This window comes from Sporosarcina thermotolerans (genome assembly GCF_030067815.1).
GTDB lineage: Bacteria > Bacillota > Bacilli > Bacillales_A > Planococcaceae > Sporosarcina > Sporosarcina thermotolerans.
Map to the genome: position 1 here is coordinate 523,811 of NZ_CP125968.1, position 24,383 is coordinate 548,193.

General features: G+C 38.6%; 24 protein-coding genes and 5 pseudogenes. 16 read left to right on the forward strand and 13 right to left on the reverse strand.

The window, feature by feature from the left end; all coding sequences use genetic code 11:
* Window positions 1-5 precede the first annotated feature (5 nt).
* The gene (locus QNH10_RS02940; RefSeq protein WP_283733448.1) at window positions 6-1,208 is read right to left on the reverse strand and encodes an AAA family ATPase; all 1,203 of its coding nucleotides are present in this window, start codon (window positions 1,206-1,208) and stop codon (window positions 6-8) included.
* Between the two features lie 86 nt (window positions 1,209-1,294).
* A complete protein-coding gene (locus QNH10_RS02945; protein ID WP_283733449.1) occupies window positions 1,295-1,435 on the reverse strand; it encodes a hypothetical protein in 141 nt (46 codons plus the stop codon).
* A gap of 256 nt (window positions 1,436-1,691) precedes the next feature.
* On the opposite strand from QNH10_RS02945, the gene QNH10_RS02950 reads away from it, so the two are divergent.
* A complete protein-coding gene (locus tag QNH10_RS02950) occupies window positions 1,692-2,237 on the forward strand; it encodes a histidine phosphatase family protein (RefSeq protein WP_283734554.1) in 546 nt (181 codons plus the stop codon).
* 176 nt (window positions 2,238-2,413) lie between these two features.
* Here the strand turns inward: QNH10_RS02950 and QNH10_RS02955 are convergent, their stop codons facing one another.
* On the reverse strand, window positions 2,414-3,466 hold the full coding sequence (locus QNH10_RS02955) for a DUF4179 domain-containing protein (protein ID WP_283733450.1): 1,053 nt from the start codon (window positions 3,464-3,466) through the stop codon (window positions 2,414-2,416).
* The gene (locus QNH10_RS02960) at window positions 3,450-4,013 is read right to left on the reverse strand and encodes a sigma-70 family RNA polymerase sigma factor (RefSeq protein WP_283733451.1); all 564 of its coding nucleotides are present in this window, start codon (window positions 4,011-4,013) and stop codon (window positions 3,450-3,452) included. The genes QNH10_RS02955 and QNH10_RS02960 overlap by 17 nt, the downstream gene beginning before the upstream one ends.
* A gap of 506 nt (window positions 4,014-4,519) precedes the next feature.
* On the opposite strand from QNH10_RS02960, the gene QNH10_RS02965 reads away from it, so the two are divergent.
* Window positions 4,520-5,158, forward strand: coding sequence for an alpha/beta hydrolase (locus QNH10_RS02965; RefSeq protein WP_283733452.1), 639 nt, complete (start codon window positions 4,520-4,522; stop codon window positions 5,156-5,158).
* A gap of 175 nt (window positions 5,159-5,333) precedes the next feature.
* Here the strand turns inward: QNH10_RS02965 and QNH10_RS02970 are convergent, their stop codons facing one another.
* Window positions 5,334-5,792: a staygreen family protein gene (locus QNH10_RS02970; protein WP_283733453.1), complete on the reverse strand. Its 459-nt coding sequence runs from the start codon at window positions 5,790-5,792 to the stop codon at window positions 5,334-5,336.
* A gap of 113 nt (window positions 5,793-5,905) precedes the next feature.
* Here QNH10_RS02970 and QNH10_RS02975 point away from each other — a divergent pair, with 113 nt between their 5' ends.
* Together QNH10_RS02975 and QNH10_RS02980 are read left to right on the forward strand one after the other, a co-directional pair.
* A complete protein-coding gene (locus tag QNH10_RS02975; protein WP_283733454.1) occupies window positions 5,906-6,388 on the forward strand; it encodes an RNA polymerase sigma factor in 483 nt (160 codons plus the stop codon).
* Window positions 6,385-6,900: a hypothetical protein gene (locus QNH10_RS02980; protein ID WP_283733455.1), complete on the forward strand. Its 516-nt coding sequence runs from the start codon at window positions 6,385-6,387 to the stop codon at window positions 6,898-6,900. The genes QNH10_RS02975 and QNH10_RS02980 overlap by 4 nt, the downstream gene beginning before the upstream one ends.
* Window positions 6,901-7,085: 185 nt before the next feature.
* Here QNH10_RS02980 and QNH10_RS20385 read toward each other — a convergent pair whose 3' ends face one another.
* Together QNH10_RS20385 and QNH10_RS02985 are read right to left on the reverse strand one after the other, a co-directional pair.
* Window positions 7,086-7,256 (reverse strand): zinc-binding dehydrogenase, encoded by a 171-nt coding sequence (locus QNH10_RS20385; RefSeq protein WP_347177968.1) that lies wholly within the window; start codon window positions 7,254-7,256, stop codon window positions 7,086-7,088.
* A gap of 8 nt (window positions 7,257-7,264) precedes the next feature.
* Complete coding sequence (locus QNH10_RS02985) at window positions 7,265-8,044, reverse strand: NAD(P)-dependent alcohol dehydrogenase (protein WP_347177969.1); 780 nt, start codon at window positions 8,042-8,044, stop codon at window positions 7,265-7,267.
* Window positions 8,045-8,189: 145 nt separating this feature from the next.
* On the opposite strand from QNH10_RS02985, the gene QNH10_RS02990 reads away from it, so the two are divergent.
* Window positions 8,190-8,735, forward strand: coding sequence for a GNAT family N-acetyltransferase (locus tag QNH10_RS02990; RefSeq protein WP_283733456.1), 546 nt, complete (start codon window positions 8,190-8,192; stop codon window positions 8,733-8,735).
* Between the two features lie 235 nt (window positions 8,736-8,970).
* Here the strand turns inward: QNH10_RS02990 and QNH10_RS02995 are convergent, their stop codons facing one another.
* Window positions 8,971-9,903 carry a GNAT family N-acetyltransferase gene (locus QNH10_RS02995; protein ID WP_283733457.1) on the reverse strand — a complete coding sequence of 311 codons (933 nt, stop codon included), beginning with the start codon at window positions 9,901-9,903 and terminating at the stop codon, window positions 8,971-8,973.
* Between the two features lie 74 nt (window positions 9,904-9,977).
* Entirely contained in the window at window positions 9,978-10,940 is a 963-nt protein-coding gene (locus QNH10_RS03000; RefSeq protein ID WP_283733458.1) for an aromatic acid exporter family protein, read from the reverse strand.
* A gap of 101 nt (window positions 10,941-11,041) precedes the next feature.
* On the opposite strand from QNH10_RS03000, the pseudogene rbsK reads away from it, so the two are divergent.
* The 9 genes and pseudogenes from rbsK (at window position 11,042) to QNH10_RS03045 (ending at window position 17,153) form a co-directional block, all read left to right on the forward strand.
* Window positions 11,042-11,945 (forward strand): annotated as a pseudogene (gene rbsK / locus QNH10_RS03005) (ribokinase).
* A 21-nt stretch (window positions 11,946-11,966) separates the two neighbouring features.
* Window positions 11,967-12,875 (forward strand): nucleoside hydrolase, encoded by a 909-nt coding sequence (locus QNH10_RS03010; RefSeq protein WP_430541089.1) that lies wholly within the window; start codon window positions 11,967-11,969, stop codon window positions 12,873-12,875.
* A gap of 121 nt (window positions 12,876-12,996) precedes the next feature.
* Complete coding sequence (locus tag QNH10_RS20390) at window positions 12,997-13,578, forward strand: DMT family transporter (protein WP_347177970.1); 582 nt, start codon at window positions 12,997-12,999, stop codon at window positions 13,576-13,578.
* Entirely contained in the window at window positions 13,569-13,871 is a 303-nt protein-coding gene (locus QNH10_RS20395; protein WP_488199565.1) for an EamA family transporter, read from the forward strand. The genes QNH10_RS20390 and QNH10_RS20395 overlap by 10 nt, the downstream gene beginning before the upstream one ends.
* 113 nt (window positions 13,872-13,984) lie before the next feature.
* Window positions 13,985-14,870, forward strand: a pseudogene (locus tag QNH10_RS03020) (TIGR01777 family oxidoreductase).
* A 97-nt stretch (window positions 14,871-14,967) separates the two neighbouring features.
* Window positions 14,968-15,366 (forward strand): VOC family protein, encoded by a 399-nt coding sequence (locus QNH10_RS03025; RefSeq protein WP_283733459.1) that lies wholly within the window; start codon window positions 14,968-14,970, stop codon window positions 15,364-15,366.
* A gap of 217 nt (window positions 15,367-15,583) precedes the next feature.
* Window positions 15,584-16,389: pseudogene (locus QNH10_RS21020) on the forward strand (YitT family protein).
* A gap of 108 nt (window positions 16,390-16,497) precedes the next feature.
* The gene (locus QNH10_RS03040; RefSeq protein WP_283733460.1) at window positions 16,498-16,779 is read left to right on the forward strand and encodes a DUF2564 family protein; all 282 of its coding nucleotides are present in this window, start codon (window positions 16,498-16,500) and stop codon (window positions 16,777-16,779) included.
* Window positions 16,780-16,892: 113 nt separating this feature from the next.
* Window positions 16,893-17,153 carry a hypothetical protein gene (locus tag QNH10_RS03045; protein ID WP_283733461.1) on the forward strand — a complete coding sequence of 87 codons (261 nt, stop codon included), beginning with the start codon at window positions 16,893-16,895 and terminating at the stop codon, window positions 17,151-17,153.
* Between the two features lie 66 nt (window positions 17,154-17,219).
* Here the strand turns inward: QNH10_RS03045 and QNH10_RS03050 are convergent, their stop codons facing one another.
* Entirely contained in the window at window positions 17,220-17,390 is a 171-nt protein-coding gene (locus QNH10_RS03050) for a hypothetical protein (protein ID WP_283733462.1), read from the reverse strand.
* 154 nt (window positions 17,391-17,544) lie between these two features.
* Here QNH10_RS03050 and QNH10_RS03055 point away from each other — a divergent pair, with 154 nt between their 5' ends.
* Entirely contained in the window at window positions 17,545-18,735 is a 1,191-nt protein-coding gene (locus QNH10_RS03055; RefSeq protein WP_283733463.1) for a DUF4317 domain-containing protein, read from the forward strand.
* A gap of 104 nt (window positions 18,736-18,839) precedes the next feature.
* Window positions 18,840-21,206, forward strand: a pseudogene (locus QNH10_RS03060) (polyprenyl synthetase family protein).
* Between the two features lie 253 nt (window positions 21,207-21,459).
* On the opposite strand, the gene QNH10_RS03065 reads toward QNH10_RS03060, so the two are convergent.
* The 3 genes and pseudogenes from QNH10_RS03065 to QNH10_RS03075 form a co-directional block, all read right to left on the reverse strand.
* Window positions 21,460-22,122, reverse strand: coding sequence for a VC0807 family protein (locus QNH10_RS03065; protein WP_283733464.1), 663 nt, complete (start codon window positions 22,120-22,122; stop codon window positions 21,460-21,462).
* A complete protein-coding gene (locus tag QNH10_RS03070; protein ID WP_283733465.1) occupies window positions 22,119-22,886 on the reverse strand; it encodes a MerR family transcriptional regulator in 768 nt (255 codons plus the stop codon). Before QNH10_RS03070 ends, QNH10_RS03065 begins: the two co-directional genes overlap by 4 nt.
* 113 nt (window positions 22,887-22,999) lie before the next feature.
* Window positions 23,000-24,331 (reverse strand): annotated as a pseudogene (locus tag QNH10_RS03075) (CitMHS family transporter).
* Window positions 24,332-24,383: the final 52 nt, after the last annotated feature.

A 24,383-nucleotide genomic window follows, 5' to 3' on the forward strand; every position in this document is an offset into this window, starting at 1 on the left:
CTCTTCTATCTCTTCTGCAATATTTGGGCCATTCTTGCATTTCCGTCCACTTTCCCTTGTTTTGCTTGTCCTTTGATTGCTCGTGTAATTTCCTTTTTTACATCGTCAGGACAGATATATCCCTTATCTACTAAGATATTTTGGATAATGACCGCTACTTGTTCCGGTGTATAATCATAGAAGTGAAAATGTTGTTTAATCCGGGAACGAAATCCTTCATTAGAATTAATTAATTTCTCCATGTCTGCTTGATAACCCGCTAGAATGACCATAAATTCTCCTTTATGATCTTCCATTTCTTTGATCAATGTAGCGATCGCCTCAGGTCCAAAATCCTGTTCATCCCCTACTAGTGAATAGGCTTCATCGATGAATAATGTTCCGCCCAGTGCTTTACTCACAGCTTTTTTAACTTTGGGAGCTGTTTTCCCAATATGTTCTGCAACAAGCTGAGATCGATCAACTTCTACTAAATGCCCTTTATCCAAATACCCCAATGAGGCAAAGATATCACTCATAATGCGAGCCATCTCCGTCTTTCCTGTTCCAGCGGGACCCATAAATGCCATATGAATATTGGGTTTATTTTGTCTAATATTATCTGAATTTTTCTCCCTACCCACCAATGAATAGATCATTTTTAACACTTGTCTTTTAAAAACATCCAAACCGGTCATCCCCATTAATTGGTCAATGGCCTTATTGAATCGATGAAAGTCTGTTTTTTCATTTTGGATATAGAAAAATTCCAACTTGTAAGAAAGCCTTTCTGGAACTTCTGGAATAGTCTGCTTATTCAATACTGCCTTCTTTGCCATGCTTAAATGTTCTTTGAAATCCGTTGTTTCACAGAATAAATCAACAACTTCTCTTTCTCCCCAACGAATTAATTTGGACATGTATTCTGCAAGATTTCTTGCTGTTTCATAGCTGGGCATATTTGTCATCATAACGGCTGTAGGGATGTGGTCAATCGTCCAAATTCCACTTTTCTCCTGATGAATGGCTAAACCGTCAATAATCAATTCTCCTGAAACTGTATATTGTCGGTCATTATCATCCTCGACATTATAGTAAATACCATCGTTTCTTTTAGAGTAAGTAAGCCACTCATTCATGCTGTCTTCTTCCGTTCTCATGTCATAATAATCAACGATTTTGTTCATTTCCGTAAATATTTCATAATCCGTTTCACCGCTGAGAATCATTAAATAAATGTCTTCCGGTCTATTCCAGTTAATTAAATTTTCAAGTCGACCTTGTGCCCTTTCAGCCTTTTCTTTTGTTTCCGTGATTAAAAGTTCGTCCCCTGTTTGCGCTTGATAAACACCGAAAAAACCTTGGTCGGTTTGTCGAACTCTAAGCCTACTTCGATTTCTTTTGGCTCTTCCTCTACTTCTTCCATCGTCTTTATTTTTCGACTAAAAATCCCCACTGACAGTACCTCTCTTTCTCTGTGAAACTATTCGCCTATCATTCTCAGAGCCTTCACTAAAAATAGACCCTCCCGAACAGATATTTTCTACTCATCCATAAACATAGATAAATATTACCACATTGTGAAATTGAGAAACAGTGGAATGGAATGAGATATAAGGTATTAATAATTCCTGTTTGTTTTTTTAACTGATTAATAACCCATGTCATACACTAACAGTAAAAGAATGTTTATATGAAAGGAGAAAAATGCACTGAATAAATTGTTACTTAACGCCCTTAGAACTGGGGGATTTATATTTTATGCAAGGCATGGGGAAGCAACTGTTGGAAGTGATTTAGCCAATATAAACTTTCGAAATTGTTTAACCCAAAGAAATCTTTCTGAGACGGGACGTCGTCAGGCTATTTACTATGGAGAAATTCTCCGATACTTACAAATACCGTTTCAATATCCTATTTCCGCAAGTCCTTTTTGCAGGACGATTGAAACAGCACAGTTAGCATTTGGAAGTTGCAATGTTCAAGTCAATCCCTTTTGGTTTGAGATATATAGGTTGGATGGAAATTTAGCTAGCAGTGATAGACAACGAATTTTAAATAATTTTAAGTCTGTTTTGGAAATGGTACCAGCAGAGGGAAGAAATAAAGTGATTGTTGCTCACAGTTTCCCAGAAGGGATAGGTTTAGGTCAAATACCTTATATGGGGACAGTTATTGTTAAGCCTAAAGGGGAAGGAAATGGTTATGATGTAGTTAGTCAATTATCTTTAGCAGATTTGAGTGCTTTATGTAGTTAGAGGAAAGTTGCTTTATCAGAAAAGCATAGGCGAACCGTACCATAAGTAATAAAGAATAATTAATAAACCACTCAAAGTATTTTTATGCTTTGAGTGGTTTTATCGTATCCTCTTTTGAACGAATATTATACTATGGTCGATTTTGTGCTCATTTCATCATTAAGCATTTGTATTTTTTATCGCTCAACATCTAAAATGATATCGTCTAGTTGCATTGTTTCAACCGACTCATAAATGTTATCTAAGTTTTTAAAGTGGAATATAGGTGTGAATATTAACGTTTTAGCATCTGGGTGCAGCTGTCCAAATGTAATCATATAATCTGTTACACCAGAATTCCCATATCCACCGTTAAACTTGGATTTATACGTATTTCCTAAGTCATCCTTTAACAGTAATTCTGAATAAATTACGTTATATTTATTATTTAGCATTTCATTGTGTATGCCTTCTTTGTAATTAACGATGGATGAGTATGGTGTATACGTAATTTTGTTGATTTCTACGTTTAGATCGTTCTTTTCTGATTTAGGAACTTCAACTGTTTGAACAATTGTATCAGAGGCCACTGCATAAATTTCGAAATCCCATTCGCCTTGAACGATGTCACCGTTTTCAGGATTAGATAATTCACGGATATTGAATTGGAACGTACCTTCATCAATAGAATGTGATAAAGGTAAAATAACGGTTGTCATACCTGCATATTTTTTGTGAGCGATTTTATAAATGTCATGCTCTGCATGGAACAAGGAGTTTTGCCCACCATTTAATGTGAAACTACCATCGATTAAGGCAATTGGACCTAAATCTTTGTCTGTTTCAATTGAGTAGCTAACGAAAAGCTTTTTACTGTCTAATAATGTTTCGGTAATTGTAATTGTCGTGCCATTACTTTCAACCGTCATATTTTCAGCTTCTGCAAATTTGTCATAGCCAACTAATGTTGTGCCATGATCTTTTTCAGAGAACAGCTTAAAAATACTATTTACGAACGGAATTTCCTGTGCAAATGTTGTGTATGAAAGTCCAACCAATGAAGTGGCACCAATACCAATAGCTAGGCATGCAGCTGCAATTCCTTTCGTCCATTTTTGAGAGCTATTTTTTTTGATTTGTTTTCGCAAATCCTTTTTAAATTGTGCCTTTTCAAACTCTGGTACCTCCACCTCTTCAAATTCATGGACATTTATATCAATTTCATTAAAATGATTAAATTGTTTCTTCAATTTGAATACCTCCTAATGATTTTTTAAGCTTCTTTTTTCCGTGATAAAGTCGATTATCGATAGCAGACTTTGTCATTTGAAGCTGACGTGCGATTTCCTCTGTGTCATAGTCTAGTAAGTATTTCATAATAAATATTTTTTGATTAACTGGTTTTAATTTTGAGATAATGACGTAAATATTTTGCTGCTCTTCGAGTAGCATATTTTTTTGGTACGTTAATTCGTCTGCTGTGAAGTCTAAATTAAGAGAAAGGCTCTCTTTTTTTCGCATTTCGGTACGGATATAATCGACTGCCTTATATTTTGCAATGACACAAACCCATTTTTGAAAATCCGTAGGCTCACCCATAAACTTTTTGGCATTTTTCCAAATCGACAATAAAATTTCGTTACAGCATTCCTTAGACAGATCATTTTTATTAAGTGGTCCTAATGTTTTTACGACCACCCCTTTAATAAGCGGTAAATAATGATCAATCACATAATCAAGAGCTTCTTCTTCGCCGGCTTGAAGAAGGGCTATAAAATTTTGCTCGTTAATTTTCATCCGAATCTCCTTTCCTAAAACGATTTTGTAAAAGCTTTTACACTATATATAACGTTAAGTGGCAGACAGTTTTCGCAAATAAAAAAATGTTTTTAAAATAGAGATCGATTACTTCATTCATTCTCGTTATGATGAAAATCCCCTTCATATACTAATGTAATCGAGTACCTCAAAATTAAAGAATTTAGAAGAGTTGTAGCAGGGGCAGTTTGATGAATTTTTATGATGCTTAAATAGTTGAGAAAACAAGATGTTTCTTTTGGAATGATTTTTATGCGTGTTGGCTAAATTAATATGAATGGATATTTTCAAGAATATTCTAGTATAGAAAACCGGTTAAATTTTTCTTTTCAACTAGATGAAAGCTATATAGTTCAACATTAGAAGAGTTAAATAAAACGTAGGGATATATGGTAGAATATGTGGAATTAAGGATAAATAAAAACTGCATATAGAGATAGTACGGAGAACCGTACCATTAAAGCTTACAGATAAGGATGATACCAATGGGTAATACTTTTATTTACGAAATGCGTAAGCCGGCAACAGAAGAATTAGGAAGAACTTATCCTGCAATATTCCTAATGCATGGAATGGGAAGTAATGAACAGGATATTTTGACTTTAGTAAGTGGGCTTGAAAAGGATGCCTACATATTTGGTATTCGAGGTCCGATTGAACAGCCACCTGGATTTGCGTACTTCACGATTGAAGGATTTGGAAAACCTCATCGTTCAGTATTTGCTGATACGGTTCGGAAGTTGGAGGAATTTATTGAAAATGCCTTAAATACATATGCAATAGACCCGGAAAAGGTATTCTTAGGCGGTTTTAGCCAAGGAGCCATTCTCTCGATGACTCTCGGTTTAACGATGAGGGGAAGAATAAAGGGAGTGATGGCCTTTAGCGGTTACATTCCACTCTTTGTAAGAGAAGAGTACTCGAAACAGCAAACAAGCAATCTACAGATATTTATTTCTCATGGTGAAAAGGATCCAGTTTTTCCACTTGCATGGGGCGAAGCGAATCGGGATTATTTCAATAAATTAGGTGCTGCTGTAACCTATCATGCTTATCCAGCAGGACACACAATTTCGTTAGAAAACTACAATGATTTCCGGGAATGGCTCGATCAGCAGCTATAAACAAAATAACTTTTAGGAGTTTTATTTATTGATTTAAAAATAGAGCACTTCAGTAAAGATTACTGAAGTGCTCTATTTTGGGAAAACTGCTTAAGGATGGTACTCTTTAATCGTGTTATGCTTTAAAACTTCCTATTAGATATTAAATTTGTACTTTACTCATTAATAAAGAAGATCATGTTGTGGACAAACTGCTGAAAGTGCCCCAATTCTCTTGAATAGCGAACTGAGGATAAGTAGAAATAAAATTTACTACAATAATTGCATTATCTAGGTTAGGGTAATTACTGAATAAAAGGTTATCACCGTATCGTATAGCTCTTAGTGCAAGTGGTAACTCACGTTTAAATATTTCAAAGCGTTTTGCAGATGTATTTTGATTGTATTCTCCTTGGTCTATATATAAAGAAACATAGAAATATAAACAGCCCCTATTCATCCACCATTCACCTAACACTTCATCTCTCATCTGAGGGTTAACTTTATCCCAAGCATATTCATTTCCAATCGTTAAAAATAAATCTCCAGTCTCATCTGAGTGAGTAAGTGTGTATCGCCTTGGAATAACAGGTTGCATCGCATTGAACCCATTTCTATATTGAACGGATAGCTTTTCTGGATTGAACTTGCTCAAGCAATCATCTCCATTTCGTTTTTGTATCCATATGCCAATATAAACGTTTAAAAACTATCTGTTGCACGAATAAACGAAAATGAATCGTATTATAAAGTGAAGGAGGTTGAGTAATGAAAACGTTCGCCGGCTTACGTGTTCATGAAATTGTTCAAACTTATAGTGACACCTTAATACGAATTGCTGTACAGCAGACAAAAATTATGTCTGAGGCTGAGGATATTGTTCAAGAGGTCTATTTGACACTCATGAGACAGAAAAAAACCTTTGAAAATGAAACACATTTAAAGGCTTGGCTCATCAAAGTAACTTTTAATAAATGCAACGATTACTTTAAGTCTTCCCGTGTCAGGAAAACGTTACCGATAACAGAAGAGATGACATTTACTGCAAAAGAAGAACAGAATGTTCTTCCTGAAATTTTCGAACTTGATCAAAAAGAGAGAGTCATTGTTTATTTACATTATTACGAGGGCTACACAACTGCGGAAATTGCCGACATATTGGATATGAATGTAAACACAGTAGGCTCGAAGCTGAGAAGGGGACGAATGAAGCTAAAAACTTTTTTAGAAGAAGGGAGTAAAGTGCGATGAGCGCTTATAAGAAAGTAATGAAACAGATTCAGGCTTCCGAAGAATTTAAGAGTAAAATGCAAGAAGAGATGATGGAATATGGGAAAAAAGAAAAGAGGGCCTATATGAAAAATACGAAGCTTGTAGTTGGTAGTTTAGTTGCTTGTGCTGTAATCGCTGTGGTTGCTTTAACAAATATAAACAACGGTGTAGCGTTAGATTTGACGGAGAGAATTGTAGTGGATCATTTAGGTCCTGCTGCAAGTGCAGTGGTTAATATTGATGGAGTGATAACAGAAGTCGGCGAAGATGGTCTGAGCTTCACGTTGGATAACGGTATGCAAGTAGTGGTAACAGATAATACAGAATTGGGAATAGATGGTCCAACAGCAGCACCTAAGGAAGAACAGTTATTTGAACCTACATTTAGAGTGGGCAATCTAATAGGCGGTTTTACGGAAGACACGTCGACAGATCCAGTTACTGCAGCAGTAATTTATACTAACTGGAACTTCGAAGATCCTATTGGATAAGGTGCCCGGTATCATAAGTAATAGGGTTTAATATACTCAATTAATAAAGGGGTATCTTGAAAAGTCAAGCTTTCATGACACCCCTACTTTTTATCGCAAATCTCTGTGAAAATTTGTACATATGCGGTTGTCATTCAAAAAGTGCCACCATCTTCGGGTCTCAAATTAGGGACACAATGGGCTTTTTATGAAGAAATCGTAACAACAACTTTACCTTGTGCATGACCCTCTTCGAAATACTTAAAGGCATTAGGTAATTCGTTAAATGAAAATCGTCGATCAATAACAGCAGTTAATTGATTATTTTCTGCGAGTTCCTTAATGAAATTTAAATCTTCTTGTTTATGAGTTTGCATGAAAATGTTTATCTTTTTGTTTCCAATGGAACAAACATTGCTTGAGGCATTTGTTTTGGAGAACCACCAACAAGTATAAACTTTCCACTCGATTTCAGTGCTTTTAAGTATTCTGATATTGGTTGATACCCATTTACCCCAAGAATTAAGTCATAAGTATTATTTTTATCGAAAATAGTCTCTTTCTTGTAATCTATTACATGATCTATATCTAAAGATTTTATGATGTCAACATTTCGTGTACTACAAACAGCTGTCACGTTCGCACCTAATGCTTTTGCAATTTGAACTGCGAAGGTGCCAACACCACCAGAAGCACCATAAATTAAAACGTCTTGTCCTTCTTGGATATTTCCCTTATTTCGAAGTGCTTGAAGGGCTGTGGATGCAGCCATTGGTAATGCAGCTGCCTCTTCAAAGGAAATGTTTTTAGGTTTCATGGCAATTGAATTTTCTGGTACAGCAACATATTCTGCATATCCACTCCAGCCACTACTCGATAAATCTCCGAAAACTTCATCCCCAACTATAAAGTGTTTGACATTTTTCCCGACAGCTTCAATGGTACCTGCAATATCCCCGCCAGGAATCCTAAATTTAGGCTTCGTAATGCCAAATGCAAAACGCGCAACAAAAGGCTTTCCACGCAAAAGCACAATGTTACCATAGTTTATAGATGTTGCGTGTACTTTTACTAGGACTTGATTGTCATTACAAATCGGTTTTTCAATATCTAACAGTTCTAAAACATCGGGTGAGCCATACTTGTTTGTAACGTAAGCTTTCAAAATCTATCCTCCTATTAACATATTTCAGGTCCTTACAGTCTATTCAAGATGACAAACTTTAACTCCTATATTTACTTCCGCAAATATATAATGTTTTAATTGAATAGAATACAGATTTTCAAATATTGATCAAGGAGAAATTAGAATGCTAACTGTTCGACAAATCTATCAAAAAGATTATCCAAACGGGAAAAAAGTATTTTATAAATATACGTCGGAGAAATATTATAATATCCATATAGATAGAAACGATAATGGTTGGAACTTCTCTTTAACAGAAGAAAGATTTGCATGCCCTTTTGTAAAAGAAATTCAAGAAGAAATTTTCGAACCGTATAAAGAGGGTTCGGAATATTATTTGGCAAAGCTTCATGATGAAGAGGTTGCTATTATGGTAGTCCAACAAATGGAGTGGAATAATACATTATTAATTCATGATTTATATGTTGACGATCGATATAAGAAGAATGGTATTGGGAGAATTTTAATGGAAGTGGCTAAGAAAAGAGCAACTGAATTATGCGTCAGATCTATCATATTGGAAACACAAACATCTAATTATCCAGCTATCCAGTTTTATTTGAAAAATGGTTTTGAATTGATTGGATTTAATTCAATATCTTATTCGAATGAAGATGTAAAGAAAAATGAAGTGCGTATTGAAATGGGCTATAGACTAAAAGATCTTTAGAGGATGATTTCAAGCGCTTTTATAAATAAACGTTAGACGGTATATGACAAACATCGAATAGCAACGAGGACAGGTTCCTTGGCCTAACAAGCCAAGGAACCTGTCCCCGTGGGCATTGTGGAGTTAACGTTTACATCTGTTAAAAATATCGAATGGACTCCTCGTATTCCTCCAATAGCTTTAATGCAATGGATGTGTCCCCTGAATCCACATGCAGGCTGATATTCAGGATTATTCAAATTGTTAGTTGCTTCGAATAAACGGTTGTTTGTGAATGGGGGCTCATTCCCACTTGTTGATATAAACGGTTTGCATTTGTTAGGCTATCGCTGTCTACATACAAAAGAATCGTTTTTTGTTTACGTTTATATGCTAAACCAAATGTATGAAGCAGCATTGCCTTGCCTAATCCTTGTTTTCTATATTCCCGTTTCACACCCAATAAATCAATAAATACTCCATCATCTTGCAATCTACTCATGAGGAATCCTACTGGTTCAGAATCCTTCCATACAATAAACCATAGGCTGGGATCATAGTCGTCAGCTTTTTTTTGAGAAATCCATGTTGAACCATCCTTTTTTGTATAACCCCATGCATCCCGGAATGTTTCGTCGTATATCGAGAATAGAGTGTCTTCGTCATGATTAGGCCGAAATGATCGTAACGTCATTCCCTCATGTAAATAAGGCACGTTTGGTGGGGATTTTAACTCGATTTTCATTCGTTCATACAACCTACTAAATTGATATCCACGATTTTCAACAAGATTTCGAGCAGCAATATTGTTAAAAGGAACTTGGTTCATTAAAGTTTGCACTCCATCTTTCCCTTTAGCTAGAATATTGGCTCGTTCCTCCACTTTGTTTAGTAGAAGTGAACCAATCCCTTGATTTTTATACTGCGGGTGGACAAATACACAAGTATCCATTCTGTTAGCTCCTGTTACCTCAACAAAACTATACCCAATTATTTCATTAGTTGAAGCAAGGGCAATCCATGCATCTGTTTCAATTTGAACGGAATTCCATATATCCAGTACATCTGACAATGTAATATCCGGTTCACCAATCTCCTCGATATCACATGCTGATATCAAATCTGTAATCACTTGAGCATCTTCTACTGTTGGATTTTTAATAATAACCTTCTGTTCCCCTGTATCCATTTATCGTACTCCCCCTAATGCTAATAAATAATTTTATTATGGCTTTCACCAAACTATTAGCCGCACCAAGTAAGTTAAACATTAGTTCTGTTAAAAATGTTCTTCTTAATAATCAAGTAGTTCTTGATCTCAAAGTTTAAATAAAAAAGATTTGCTCTTATTTCAAATTCTTCCCTCGTCTTCGGCAATTCTGTTTCACGAATGGATTCTTCGTATTCCTCTAATAGCTTTAATGCAATGGTTGTGTCCCCTGAATCCACATGCTGACTGATATTCAGAAAGATACTCGCAAGCATCCCTCTTTGTTTGACTTCCAACTTCGATGAAGAAACAATGCCTATGATGGCTACCATTTGTTTTAGGATTTCGAGTTGATCCTCTCGCATTTCAAGATAATAATAATCTTTATTTTCTTTTCGTAACAAATGATTTTCTACATCTTGTATAGTGAGGTTTTTAGCCTGATTAAGGATATTTTCAACTTCGACTATCTCTTTTCCATCCCACTCTTGCTCACTATCCTTTAAAAATGTAGAGAATTGATATAGAATTGTGCTGAATTTATTTTCGATATCCTTTTTATATTGTTCGATTTCTTTCTTGAAACTTGGCATAATGCTGTTTACGAGTAAGGCGATTCCTATACCTATGAAAATAATATAGAGCTCATTCAATAAGTTTTCGAGGTTAGCTTCCTTAACTGTATAAATATGCAAAACAACAACTATGCTTGTAATAAATCCTTCTTGAGTACGCGTTTTTACAAGTACAGGGACGAAAAATAAGATGAAAAGAGTCAATGTGATAGGATGGTACCCTAATAACTCAAAAAAGATGGAACCTAAAATTAGAGATAATAGCGATGCAAAAAACTTCTTTTGAATGGAATGCAACGTCTTTTTCTTTGTCTTCTCTATACACATTATGACGATAATGGCTGCAAATGACGCAAACTCCAAGTCGAATAAACTTGCAATCCAAATTGCCAACCCGGCACCTATTGCAGTTTTAATTGTCCGATAACCCATTCCGATCATAAGTATCACCCTCTTATTTTCTATATTTTATTATACCCAAGTTCAGGAAAAAACTGATAGTAGTAACTGTTTCATGAAAAGAGAAAGGAGTTGGTGGTCATATGGCTAAAAGTAAAATAACGGTGATTGGAAGTATTAACATGGATTTAGTGACGAGCACCAGCCGAATCCCTAAAGTGGGCGAAACATTGCTTGGTGATTCGTTTCATACCATTCCCGGAGGAAAAGGCGCTAATCAGGCTGTGGCTGCGGCTCGGCTTGGTGCGGAAGTGACCATGATCGGAGCTGTAGGTGATGACTCCTTTGGTGAAACGGTAGTGAATAATTTAACAAGTCATGGGATAAACACTGAAGATATTATTAGGATTAAGGATTGCTCAACTGGTATTGCCTCTATTACAGTATCGGACAGGGATAATAGCATTATTGTTGTACCTGGTGCAAATGACCATATAACTTTAGATATCATTGAGCAAAACGAAGATAAGATTAAAAATAGCGATATTCTATTATTACAATTGGAAATTCCGCTTGAAAGTGTGATAAGGGCTGTACAGTTAGCGAAAAAGCATAACACCCTCACGATATTAAATCCTGCTCCCATTAGAAAGCTCCCTATGGAGTTACTGGAAATGGTGGATTATTTAACGCCTAATGAACATGAGCAAACGCTGCTGTTCGGTTCAACGGGTGGCACTGAAAAAGAAGTAGAGATGTTAAAAGAAAAGTGCATTGTAACGAAAGGTTCCAAAGGGGTTATGCTTTACCATAACGGCGATTGTTTAGAGATTCCAAGCATTCAGGTTGAAGCCGTTGATACAACAGGTGCAGGCGATTCGTTTAATGGGGCGTTGGCCTTTTTTATGTGCAGGTACTAAAATTGAAGATGGCTGCCGGTTTGCCAATGTTGTTGGGGCAATTTCAGTCACGAAACTTGGCGCACAAACTGGTATGCCGTCTATAAAAGAAGTTGATGAATTTTTACAGGCCAATAAGTTAAATTGAACTGAAACGGAGAGATCACTAATGAAACCAGTAATAGTAGATGTGGATACCGGCATTGATGATGCATTAGCAATTACATATGCTTTAAAATCCCCTGAGTTGGATGTAATCGGTTTAACGACATGCTTTGGAAATAACTCACTTGAGAATACAACCCGTAGTACACTCGTGATTTTAGAGAGACTTAGGAAGACTGTGCCCGTCTACATGGGTGCAGATAAACCGCTGAAACGTGGGATAACTAAATTCCCACTTAATGTTCACGGGGAGGATGGCTTGGGTAACAACTTCTCAGAAAATCCTGTCAGGGAAGCGGAGGCTGAAAGTGCGGTAGATTTCATTATCAGCCAAGTAAAAGCGTCCACACGAAATTACACTAATTCCAGTCGGGCCGTTAACGAATCTTGCCCAGGCTATTATAAAAGCACCGGAGATAATCCCTCTTTTCAACGAAGTGATCATTATGGGTGGTGCAGTGTTGCCCCTGGTAATGTAACACCTTATAGCGAGGCAAATATATTGGCAGATCCGGAAGCCGCGGATTATGTGTTTTCCTCAGGGCTTCCAGTAACTATTGTCGGTCTTGACGTTACGATGAAGACAATCTTACCAGCGGCAACGACAGATGAATGGCGGGCTATAGGAACAGACGAGTCCCGTTTTTATGCAGATATGACAGACTTTTATATACAGGCATACGAAACATTTGAACCGGGATTTGGGGGATGCGCCCTGCATGACCCATTAGCTGTAGGTGTCGCTATAGATCCTGATTTTGTTAAAAGGGAAGAATGGAATGTAAAGGTTGTCCTGGATGGAGAAGAGACCGGAAGAACAGTGGCATCCGCTGAAGGCGAACCAAAAGTTCAAGTTTGCACTGAAGTGAAGGCGGAACAGTTTTTAGACCATTTTCTTGGCCGTATTTTATAAACGCTAAAATAAGAAACAGTGTCACTCCCGGTTTTTATTGGGTGTGACACTGTTTTTTTTTTATGATACGATACAGTTGAACGACTAGTAAAAGACTTCACAACAACGGCGGGAGTGGCGAATGAATCGACTTAAAGGTATTTTAATGATCATAACGGGAGCAATGATGTGGGGGGCAACGGGTCCGATGATGGAATGGATCCTTGCGACGAGCGATATGACCATCTCCTTCATGCTGACTGTCCGCTTGATAGTTGCGGGCTTTTTTGTTTTACTGTTTTTAAAAATGAATGGTAGGGATATTTACCAACCGTTGCGGCATAAAGTCTGGCTACAGCAAATGATCATTTTCGGGGTGTTCGGCATGCTTGGTGTACAGCTTGCGTTTGTCGGGTCCATTAACGCAAGTAATGCGGTCATTGCGACATTATTTCAGTTTTTAGCACCCATTTATATTATTCTTTTCGTTTCAGTTCGGCATAAGGTATTGCCGCCTGCCGCGCAAGTGGTCGGAATGATTGTGACGATGGTAGGCCTTTTTTATCTTTTGACGAATGGTTCGCTGTCCGGATTTGCACTTAGTGCAGGGGCAGTCGCCTGGGGAATTTCTGTTGGTTTCGCGTTTACATTTTACACGCTTTATCCCACAAGGTTAATGAAAGAATGGGGTGTCCTCTTATCTGTAGGCTGGGGATGCTCATAGGCGGCGGGGCATTGTTCCTCACAAGTGTTACGAAAATGCAGGCTGGTTTTGTAACCCTCGGTGATTGGAAAATTACCTTGATTCTTTCACTTGCCATCATCGTCGGTACGGTTGCCTTCCTTTTATTTTTAGGTAGCATGAAGTACATTTCACCCGTCGAAACAAGTCTTCTTTCAAGCTTCGAACCGCTGACAGCGATGATCATATCCGTCATCTGGTCGGTAGTGTACTTGGTAAATGGCAACTTGTTGGCGCAATTATCATGCTCATTGGTGTCACAGGGTTATCGATAGCGGGAGGAAAGGTGAAAGAGGAAAAGGGACAGTTAATTAAACGGTAAATTCTGTAACATCTCTTGCACATCTTCGTCCTACAAAGTAATGAATAAATGGAAAGAGTGGATGAGATGAAGAAGAAGGTTGTGCTGGCGGGGGCACTGGATTCATCGGCAGTTTCTTGAGAAGCAATTTATTGAATCGGGGTATGAAGTTGTCCATATTTCGAGACGTCCTGAGCATATTTCTTGGACGGATCAAAAACGTATTATGGAAGCGTTGGACGGAGCGGAAATGCTCATCAATCTTGCAGGAAAAACTGTCAATTGCCGTTATAACGATAAAAACAAGAAAGAAATCATGCAATCAAGAACAGAGACAACCGAAATTCTTGGGCAGACAATCGCCAATTGTGACAACCCTCCTCCGCTATGGATTAATTCAAGCACTGCAACCATTTATCGTCACGCGGAAGATCGACCGATGACTGAAGCGGACGGGGAAATCGGTAGCGGATTTTCCGTTGAAGTAGCAAAAGCCTGGGAAGCATCTCTTTTTGAATTTGACCTCCCAAAAACAAGACAGGTTGCCCTTCGTATCGCCATTGTCTTAGGCAAGGATGGCGGGGTCATGGAACCCTACGTGAATCTTGTCCGTTTCGGACTTGGTGGCGTTCAGGGTCCGGGCAACCAAATGTTTAGCTGGATCCATATTGAAGACTTATATCGTATAGTCCTCTTTATAAAAGAGAATGAGCAGCTTGAAGGTGTGTTCAATTGTGCAGCGCCAACTCCAATTACAAACCGGGAGCTAATGGCGCAGTTTCGCAAAAGGATGAATCGGAAATTTGGTCTCTCCTCTCCGAAATGGATGCTTGAAATGGGGGCCGTTTTTATAGGTACGGAAACCGAATTGATATTGAAGAGCCGGTGGGTTGTGCCTGAACGCCTAAAGAATGAGGGTTTTCATTTCAAATTTGAAACGATTGAAAAGGCACTTCAGCAGATTTTGAAGTAGTGGAAAAAGCCTATAATAAATTGGTTTATTTATTAAAGGATAGATATACTTTAATAAGGATAGCAAAATTTGCAATTAGACAAGGAGACGATTTACCATGGGAAAAGTTTTACCTTTTTTAATGTTCCAAGAGGGTAATGCAGAAGAAGCGATGAACTTTTACACTTCACTCGTTAAGGATTCAGAGATACTGAGCATTGTCCGTTACGGAGCAGAAGGACCAGGAGATGAAGGCACAGTGATGCAAGCCAGATTCTCTTTAAAAGGGCAGGAATTCATGTGTATTGACAGTAATGTGAAGCATCAGTTTACATTTACACCTTCTTTCTCTATCTATATCACTTGTGATTCTGAAGAAGAACTCACTGAACTATACGAGAAACTGCTTGAAGGCGGTCAGGCACTGATGCCAATAGATAATTACGGGTTCAGTAAGAAGTTTGGTTGGGTAAACGATCGCTTCGGAGTTTCGTGGCAAATGGATCTTCCTTTTTGAAATAAAAATTGTAAATATTATCAATAATGTTATATCAATAAAGCATGTTGACAACCCTGTTTTCCTTCTGGTAGATTACTTCTAATATAAGAAAATCTAAGACGTGAAAAAGTAATTTGGGTGGTATCGCGAGTAAGAACTCGTCCCTGTTGCGGGACGGGTTTTTTATTTTTAGTTTCATAAGTTGTCTTCTTTCAGGAAAGGGAGGTTTACTAAATTGAAAAACTTGGTTGTCATTGTTGGTTCGCTCATTGTTGCATTTGGATTCAATTTCTTTTTGGTGCCGTATGGAATTTTAAGCAGCGGAATAAGCGGGCTTGCCATTTTAATTGGCCTTGTTACTCCATTTGATATTGGGCTAATGAATCTCTTGCTCAATTTACCGTTACTCATTTTAGGATACATTAAACTTGGCCGAACAATAACGATTAACACACTGTTTGCGTAGCTTCCCTTTCAGCTTTTTTATATCTTTTACCTGCTGTTCCTATTACAGATAATATCCTTCTCTCAGCTATTTTTGGGGGTATCATAGGCGGTATTGGTGTCGGGCTGATTTTAAAGTACTCAGGCACGTCTGGCGGATTGGATATTATTGCAATCATCCTTTCCCGAACAAGTAATGTAAGCGTTGGTCTTCTCCTTACTGGGATGAATGGTGTCATCGTCCTTATTTCCGGAGCTTTCTTCGATTGGAATATTGCTTTATATACACTACTGTCCATTTATTTGACAGGTAAAATGATTGATACACTCCATACTGATCACATTAAATTAACGATGCAGATTGTGACGACAAAAGGAGAGTCCATACGGAAAGAATTGCTGGATTCCGTCTATCGGGGCATTACGATCACTGAAGGTTATGGCGGGTATACACAGGAAACAAAACATATCCTAATGATGGTGGTGACACGTTACGAGACGATGCAGATTAAAAAAATTGTCCGCAAGTATGATAAAAATGCCTTCATTAATATATTTGAAACGATTGAAGTCGATGGTCAGTTTGCAAAAAATTAGATTTACCTAGTTAGTATGCCCCGTTAATCCCAATCCGCGCATAGTTTTAGGATATTTTACAATACTAAGCACGCCGTAAAATATCTAATTTGCAGGAGGGAAGATAAAATGGCTACTAAAGATTCGGGTCCGAGTTGGAAAAAGAACCATCCAAGTACCAAGTTAGGTAACTCTGTGCAAAAGGCAGATCGTTCTGTTAAACAGGCAATGTCGCATCCTGAGGAAATGGCTGTTGAGCACGCTTTTAATTCCATTGAAACTGCTGAAAATGCATACATGAATGCAGAGGAGCACAACGAGCATATGGATACAGTTCAGCAAAACAAAGAACAGTTAGACATGATGAAGCGACAATTGGATGAAGTGCAAGAGATATTGGAAGAAGAATAAGAAAAGAATCACCCCATGGGCTTTGCGGAGCTTATAGGGGTGATTCACTATACGCTTAATTCACTTGTGATATATTGATAGTCCTTTATAATATAGATAAGGAGGTGGAAAACATGGAACAGGAAACTATGCTGAAAGAAATATTAAGTGCCTTCAAACTTCATGCCGAACACATAGACAAGCGATTTGAAGAGATGGACAAGCGTTTTGAACAGCGGTTTGAACAAATTGATAAGCGATTTGATCGATTGGAAATGAAGGTTGACGGAATACGTTTAGATTTAACGGATACACAGAAAACCACTAATTTCTTATTGGGTAAAGTAGCGCACCATGAAGAAAAATTTCTTGAGCTTTCACAACAAAAACAATAAACACCACTTTTCGTTAGTATGAACTTTAGGTTTTAATTCATTTCTTTTTTGTTATGAATGGGGCAATTATTTTTGATTCCATTTCTTTTCCTTCACAGATAAGATCTCCACTTTGGCTCCATATTCACCTCGAATCACCTTCCTTGCGCCGATGGGAGTTCTTGCATTAACTTGCTTGATTTCTTTTGTCCCATTCTGCTCCATTGTTACGATAAAGCATTTGGACCCGCACATCATGTAACTCACTCCCATATTTCTTTACTTTCATTATAGGATAAATTTACTTTACGCGTATTATTCCTGTTAACCTAATAATTATTGCTATAATTAAGAGTGTCCGAGCCAAGTTTCGGACTCTCTTTTCATATTTTCAAGGGAGTTGGATGAATAGATGAACAAAAAGGCAATTGCGGACATCCGCAAGCGTTTTAAATTGGATACAGACCTATTGAAGATTACTAATATTTATAATGTCTACATTAGACAAGAAGGCAATGAAATTTATCACGAAGTAAGCCAGCCGTTTGCCATGTTAGATCGGGAACAACAGGAGCTATTTTTGGATAACTTTAAAAAAGTGTTAGGCGGGAAATTGGACGCGAAACTGTTTGAAGTGAAATTTCGCCCTCAAGCTGAGGAGCAAGAAGATCATACGCAAAAGCTCTTATATGATGCTCTTCATGCGGACGAAGTGGCGGATTGGAAGGAAGGTATGCAACGCATTGCGCAAAAAATGGTGCAGGATGTTCAATATGAAAAGGACATTGTCATCACTTTCATTCGCGGGAACTACTACAAACCGACGAAACGGGGAAGTGAAGAAGCGGAAATTGCGGCCCGGGATGAAGTGTATAAGAATCCATTTATACTTTGCAGCATGAACCAGACAGTTGAACCGAAGCGATCACTTGTGTTCGATTTCAATGAAAAGGAGTTCAAGTCCAGTTTTGTAGCGGATCCTATCATTAACCTTACATCTCCGATCGGTGGGTTTTTATTCCCAACGTTCACTGACAATGCTGCAGATGTTAACCATATTCTTTATTCTGCAGGGAAAGCGAATAAGCCCAACTACCATTTCATCGAAAACGTTCTTGACGGCGAGGAAATCATGACTGCCGATGAAGATAAAATTGTTTTTGAAGAAATTGTTAGATCGGTCACCGGAAATGAAATAAATACAAGAACTCTTGCAAGTGTTTATGATGAAATCCAGCGCATGATGGAAGTCGACGAAGAGCAAGATGAAGAAGAAAGCGTTCCAACCTTGGACACAAAAGAGGTGACCCGCGTTCTGAAGGCAAGTGGCGTGGAAGATGTGGACACGGAAAAGGTGGAACGGGCCTTCCGAAGTGTAATTGACGACGAAACATATGAGCTGAAAGCGAGCCATATCGTTCCAAGCTATACATCGAAATCGATCAAGATTGAAACAAAGGTTGCGAATATTGCTATCAGCCCGCAAGACTTAAGGTATGTAAGGCAAGTAGAGGTCGATGGTAAACGTTGTATATTGATAGAGGTAGAGGAAGACACGGTCATTGAAGGATTTACAATAATTTCGGAAGAGTTATTGAAATAGATTCAGAAAATGCATGACGACTGCATATAGTAGACAAGATCATTTTAAAAGGACTTTTTATGTTATAGTTAGCAAACAAAAATTGAGAAGTCGAGGTATGCAGTATGAATGAAGAGTTACGAAAAGATGCGGAAGATTGTTATCGACGGGCTGAGGAGAAGGCTGTAGATTACTTTAAATCGCTGTCAGTTCAACTCGAAAATAATACCTACGTCGCTACATTGACAAGAGACATACAACTATGGAAACAGGATTATTTGGGCCATTCGCTACTACAAAGTTTTACACGTGGGAAAGGAAAACCGGATTCCCATAAGTACCATCAATACATCCAATGGTTGGATAATGCCGGAAAACTGGATAGTTACTTGGATCGAAGCATTTCATATATTTTTATGCGGGATTTGGGGAAAGACTTGAGCTCACCCGATACACTATACAGAATTCAACATGTCGTTGACGATTTAAAAATAGATCTACTTCATTCAACTGCAACTGACCGCGGGGAAATGTTCAGCATGCATACGTTATACCGTTGGGCCCAGAAGGAAGGCATTGAATCGTCAATGATTTGGGTCTTAGACAAACTAAAAACGGTGTCCTCTAATCTTCCGGAAGGGATGAATCGTGAAGAGGCTAAGCGAAAACTGATTAAAATCATTGCTGGGTCGTCATTCACCAGATTGAGGAGATGGGCGATCATCTTTCGCCCGAAGAGCGCGTCGGGAAATTGGATGAAGCAATTAGGTTAGGCTATTCCTATGGCCTAACCTATCCGTTTATCGATGATCTTTTGGATTCAGAAGTCCTGACCGATGCAGAGAAAAAACAATATTCACGTTTGATAAGATCGACCCTCATCACAGGATCCGTGCCTGATTTAAAATCATGGACGAACCAACCGGGAACTAATTCAATATATTCATTCAGAGCTCCGTGAAGCCTTTACATATATTCAGTCGCAGTTAGAGCGCAAGGGAAAAGAAGATTTCTTCGAACAATCCTTTGTGTTTTTTCACTCTCAGGAAGTGGATCGTGAAAAGGACTTATCAAATGCAAATTACACCAATGAAGAACTTTATATACCGGTTATTTTGAAATCCGCTTCTTCACGTTTGATTGCCCGTTCGGTGCTTACTGTTAAAGAGGATAAGGAATTCGACAATCGGACTTTCTTCTATGGGATTTACAACCAACTTGCCGATGATTTCGCTGACATGTTTGATGATATAGAGGCCGGTGCGGTTACTCCCTACACGTATTATTTGAAATATCATAGGGTTCGCCAGGATTTGATCAACCCTTTTGAATTATACTGGACGGTCATTTTCAATTTGATCCATAACGTGTATCACTCGGACACGAAGACACGTAATGTTATGTTGAGCCGTGCGCTGAATGGCCAGAAGCGATTCAAAGAAAAAGTAGGAGACAAGAAATACAAAGAATTGATGGGGATATTCGCTACAGGAAATCCGAAATTCGATGGACTTATACAAAAGATGGTAAGGAAATCTAATGATGTAGACTTCCTTGATAAGTTAGTTAGGGATCAAATCATTGCAAACTTTAAAAATGAAAGCAAAGAGCGTGAAGACTTTGTAAACATGGCCAAGACTGTGCGGAATCAGATAAACACCATACTACATATCCCTAAAAACGGAATTGCTTCTTCAATGGATGAGTCAATCATTGATGCCGCAAATTACAGTCTGTTGGGCGATGGAAAGCGGCTTCGACCAATCATGACTTGGGTTATGGGTGTCCATGAATACGGATTGGATGAGTCAACTATTGAACCGCTTCTTAAATCATTGGAGTATATGCATACGGCGTCCTTAATCTTTGATGATCTACCAGCTCAGGACGACTCGTCATTCCGACGGGGGCGTCCTACCGTACACAAGGCGTATAATACAGCCGTGGCGGAATTAACCGGCCTCTATCTAACCCAGGAAGCAGTTGTTGAACAAGCCTCTCTTCGCTTTGATCCGCAGGTTGTCCTCCGTCTGATCCGGTATTCAGCAGGAAAGACAACGGAGATGTGCAGAGGTCAGGCGATGGATTTGAATTCTAAAGGCAAAGAATTGACGTTAGACCAATTAAATACGATTTGCTTTTATAAAACAGGTATTGCCTTCGAGGCTTCTCTTGTCATGCCTGCAATTTTAGCGGGAAGGCAGGAAGAGGAAATAGAGGCATTGAAAACATTTGCTTACCACGCAGGCATCGCTTTTCAGATCAAGGATGATTTACTTGATGTCGAAGGTGATCTCGAATTGCTTGGAAAGCCAGTCGGTCAAGACGTTGAAAACAATAATTCGAATTTCGTATCCATCCTCGGTAGTGAAGGTGCACGAAAGGCAATGTGGAACCATTACTGCCACGCTATGGAAGCACTTCAAGAGCTCCATTATAAAACAACCTATTTGAAACAAATACTGGACTACACTATAAACCGGGATTATTAAGATGCCATTAAACGTCCAAAGCTTTGAGCTTTGGACGTTTGTTGTGCAATACAAGTCGCAATGAGGATTGGATACTACCCTGATTATAGGTTATCGATCATTTCCCAGGGTTTATTGATCATTTCCCAGCATTTATCGATCAATTGGAGATTGATATCGATTATTTCCGGCTTATATCGATCATTTCCCGGGATATATGGTCAATTCGGGACCTTTGACTCGCTCGCTGAATTTACAGCAAGCCGATGATGCATCAAGATGCGCCATCGGCTTGTTCTGCCGGGGAGATCGAATCTTCGCCGTACTGCTCCTTAATATACCGCCTTACTTGCGAAACGATATAGAAATACCCGATTGCAATCAAACCACTGAAAATCCAGCCACTGATCTGCCTGTAAATTAGCACCTGCCCATACCCGTCGACTCCGTAAGAATAAATAAGATAGGCTTTTAAAGACGATTGAAATAGGCCTTTGAAGACAAATAATCCAGTCACCATCTGGTACCATTTGAAAATGCCTTTGGTTGAAAACAACGCTTTGCTCTCTTCACGCGGGTGGCCCTGCAAGTAGGCGAAATCTACCGCGAAATAGAGCGCAAGCGGTCTTCGGAATAAAACAGACAACAAGTAAACGCTCGAATACATGTAACCGAGATAGACTTGATTCCACAATAGGTTTTCCGCATTCCCCGACAGCAGATTTACGGCCGTACCTAAGAATAGGGAGAGAATGATAAAGAGACCACTAATATTAAATTGCTTTTCACGAACGAAGCGATAAATCGTATAAATTAATCCCGGGACAGTTGATAGCAACAACGCGTAGTAATCGCCGAATGGTTCGCGCCCATAATTCCACACTATAAAAGGAAGAGCCATGTAAAAAACGAGATCGAGCGCCATCAGCTTCTTCATGACGATGTTTCCTCGCCATTCGTTTCATTATAATATTGAATGGCTTGTTCAATAAATGTGACAAGGTCATCGTGAAAATACAAAAATCCGGTGACCTCCTGCTGCTTGCTCAAATGCCATACTTTATTCGCAAGCTCAAGATTTCCTTTGTACATGACATGCACAAGAGAGATCCAACGTTTCGCCAATTGCTGGGCAATTTCACTGGTCGGACTTTCACTGACATTGGCTTTGACCTCCCGGAATAATGCCGTAGCTTCACTCGCCAATTCACCGTCGGCACCAAGACTCGGAAATTGTTTTAAAAGGGCTTGCTCCTCCTCAGAAAAATATTGATTCCAAATTTTTTTCAAAGCCTTTTTATTGTTTGGAGAAGAGTAGAACGTCTCAAATATTGATTTCCAGTCTGTAGTTCCTTCAAATTCTGCTAAATATAATAAAGACTTAATGGAGCTTTCCATTCTTTTTAGTTGCTCCTGTTCCTCCTGGATTATCTTCAACCGCATTTCCAACAGGTCTTTACTATTCAATTGTTTGTCGTTCATTGCATCTTGGATAGTCTCAAGCGGCAAGCCTATGTTCCGTAACGTTAATATATAATGAAGCTTCGACACGTCCTCTTCGGAATAAAACCGATGACCGTGCACAGTCCTTTTAGTTGGAAGCAATAATCCAATTTCATCATAATAGCGCAATGTGCGCACTGATATATTGCTAAGCTCTGCAAGTTTCCCAATTGAATACAAAGTTTTCTCCACCCCCATCACGTTACCTTCATTATAGGACCTTCCGTTACGTAAGGGGCAAGTGTTTTTTGAAAAATAAAAAGACATTACCACACCGGAGAACTTCCGATAGCGGTAATATCTTTAAGTCATCAAATAATAATTACACCAAGTAAAACTGCAATGATTAATAGAAGAATACTTAGTCCCCACATCATCATAAATGAATAACGAATATGCTTACCCATTTCAAGTCCTGCAAGTCCGAGTGCCAACCAAAGTGCTGGCGACAATGGGCTAACAAATGTACCGATAATGTTACCGATGATCATTGCGTATGCAGTAGAGAGTGATGGGATGCCGAAAGTAAGGGCAACCTGGTCAATAATTGGCAACAGGGCAAAATAATAAGCATCTGTGCTTAGGAGCAAATCGAAAGGTACTCCAAACACACCGATAATGATATGTAAATACGGAGCGACGAATTCTGGTAAAATGGTTACAAGATCTGTCGCAATCGAAGTGAGCATATTTGTACCGTTTAAGATACCTAAGAAAGATCCAGCTGCCAAAATAATTGTTGCCATCATAATTCCGCCGGAGCATGCTCTTTAATACGCTCCATTTGGTCTTTAACTTTCGGGAAGTTGATTGGCAAAGCGAGACTTACACCAATCATAAATGCAAAACCTGCCGGGATAACTCCCCATACAAGGACACCAATCACAGCAACTGCAAGAATGGCGTTGATCCACAGAAGTTTTGGACGCTTTAAGTCATCTTCTTCAGCAACAGTAGCCGCCAATTGTGCTTCAGCAATCGTTGAGTCGGAAATATTATCTCCATACGTTTCTCCGGCAGCCTTTTTTCGCGATCAACCGTTTTTCACGATAACCTAAAGTAACAGCAATAATGATTAATAAAATTATACCAATAACCTGAATTTGAATAAGTGGTCTCCAAAGCTCCGTTACATCTATATCCAACACAGAAGCCGTTCTTCCAAGCGGACCAGCCCAGGGAACCATATTCATAATCGAAGCAGCAGTTCCAACAAGCATTAATAGTAAATACGGATTCATCTTCAACCGTTTGTATAATGGAAGTAGTGCAGGGATTGTAATTAGGAAAGTCGATGCACCAGAACCGTCCAAGTGAGCGATTGCAGCAATGATTACGGTTGCAACTGCAACTGCGATGACATTTCCGCGAGAAATTGCAATCATTTTGTTAATAAGTGGATCGAATAACCCAACGTCTTGCATGATTCCAAAAAATAGAATGGCAAAGATGAACATAATGGCAACGCTTGCAACTTTGGTTGTACCTTCTGTGAAAAACACACCAATTTCATCGAAACCAAAACCGGCAGCAAATGCCCCGGCAACTGGAACTAATACAAGTCCAACGATAGGAGAAACTTTCCCGCTAATTAGCAACGCAACAATGATGACAATAGTAATTAAACCAATAATACTTAGCATATATGTCTCCTTCCTAGCAAACCGAAGTCCACTCATGAAAAAGAAAGGTTTG

Coding starts and splice junctions, on each gene's coding strand:
- QNH10_RS02940 (WP_283733448.1), bottom strand. CDS start 1,208: ATGATTCTCAGCGGTGAAACGGATTATGAAATATTTACGGAAATGAAC.
- QNH10_RS02960 (WP_283733451.1), bottom strand. CDS start 4,013: ATGAAAATTAACGAGCAAAATTTTATAGCCCTTCTTCAAGCCGGCGAA.
- QNH10_RS02965 (WP_283733452.1), top strand. CDS start 4,520: ATGGGTAATACTTTTATTTACGAAATGCGTAAGCCGGCAACAGAAGAA.
- QNH10_RS02975 (WP_283733454.1), top strand. CDS start 5,906: ATGAAAACGTTCGCCGGCTTACGTGTTCATGAAATTGTTCAAACTTAT.
- QNH10_RS02980 (WP_283733455.1), top strand. CDS start 6,385: ATGAGCGCTTATAAGAAAGTAATGAAACAGATTCAGGCTTCCGAAGAA.
- QNH10_RS20385 (WP_347177968.1), bottom strand. CDS start 7,256: ATGCAAACTCATAAACAAGAAGATTTAAATTTCATTAAGGAACTCGCA.
- QNH10_RS02990 (WP_283733456.1), top strand. CDS start 8,190: ATGCTAACTGTTCGACAAATCTATCAAAAAGATTATCCAAACGGGAAA.
- QNH10_RS02995 (WP_283733457.1), bottom strand. CDS start 9,903: ATGGATACAGGGGAACAGAAGGTTATTATTAAAAATCCAACAGTAGAA.
- QNH10_RS03000 (WP_283733458.1), bottom strand. CDS start 10,940: ATGATCGGAATGGGTTATCGGACAATTAAAACTGCAATAGGTGCCGGG.
- QNH10_RS03010 (WP_430541089.1), top strand. CDS start 11,967: ATGAAACCAGTAATAGTAGATGTGGATACCGGCATTGATGATGCATTA.
- QNH10_RS20390 (WP_347177970.1), top strand. CDS start 12,997: ATGAATCGACTTAAAGGTATTTTAATGATCATAACGGGAGCAATGATG.
- QNH10_RS20395 (WP_488199565.1), top strand. CDS start 13,569: ATGCTCATAGGCGGCGGGGCATTGTTCCTCACAAGTGTTACGAAAATG.
- QNH10_RS03025 (WP_283733459.1), top strand. CDS start 14,968: ATGGGAAAAGTTTTACCTTTTTTAATGTTCCAAGAGGGTAATGCAGAA.
- QNH10_RS03040 (WP_283733460.1), top strand. CDS start 16,498: ATGGCTACTAAAGATTCGGGTCCGAGTTGGAAAAAGAACCATCCAAGT.
- QNH10_RS03045 (WP_283733461.1), top strand. CDS start 16,893: ATGGAACAGGAAACTATGCTGAAAGAAATATTAAGTGCCTTCAAACTT.
- QNH10_RS03050 (WP_283733462.1), bottom strand. CDS start 17,390: ATGATGTGCGGGTCCAAATGCTTTATCGTAACAATGGAGCAGAATGGG.
- QNH10_RS03055 (WP_283733463.1), top strand. CDS start 17,545: ATGAACAAAAAGGCAATTGCGGACATCCGCAAGCGTTTTAAATTGGAT.
- QNH10_RS03065 (WP_283733464.1), bottom strand. CDS start 22,122: ATGAAGAAGCTGATGGCGCTCGATCTCGTTTTTTACATGGCTCTTCCT.
- QNH10_RS03070 (WP_283733465.1), bottom strand. CDS start 22,886: ATGGGGGTGGAGAAAACTTTGTATTCAATTGGGAAACTTGCAGAGCTT.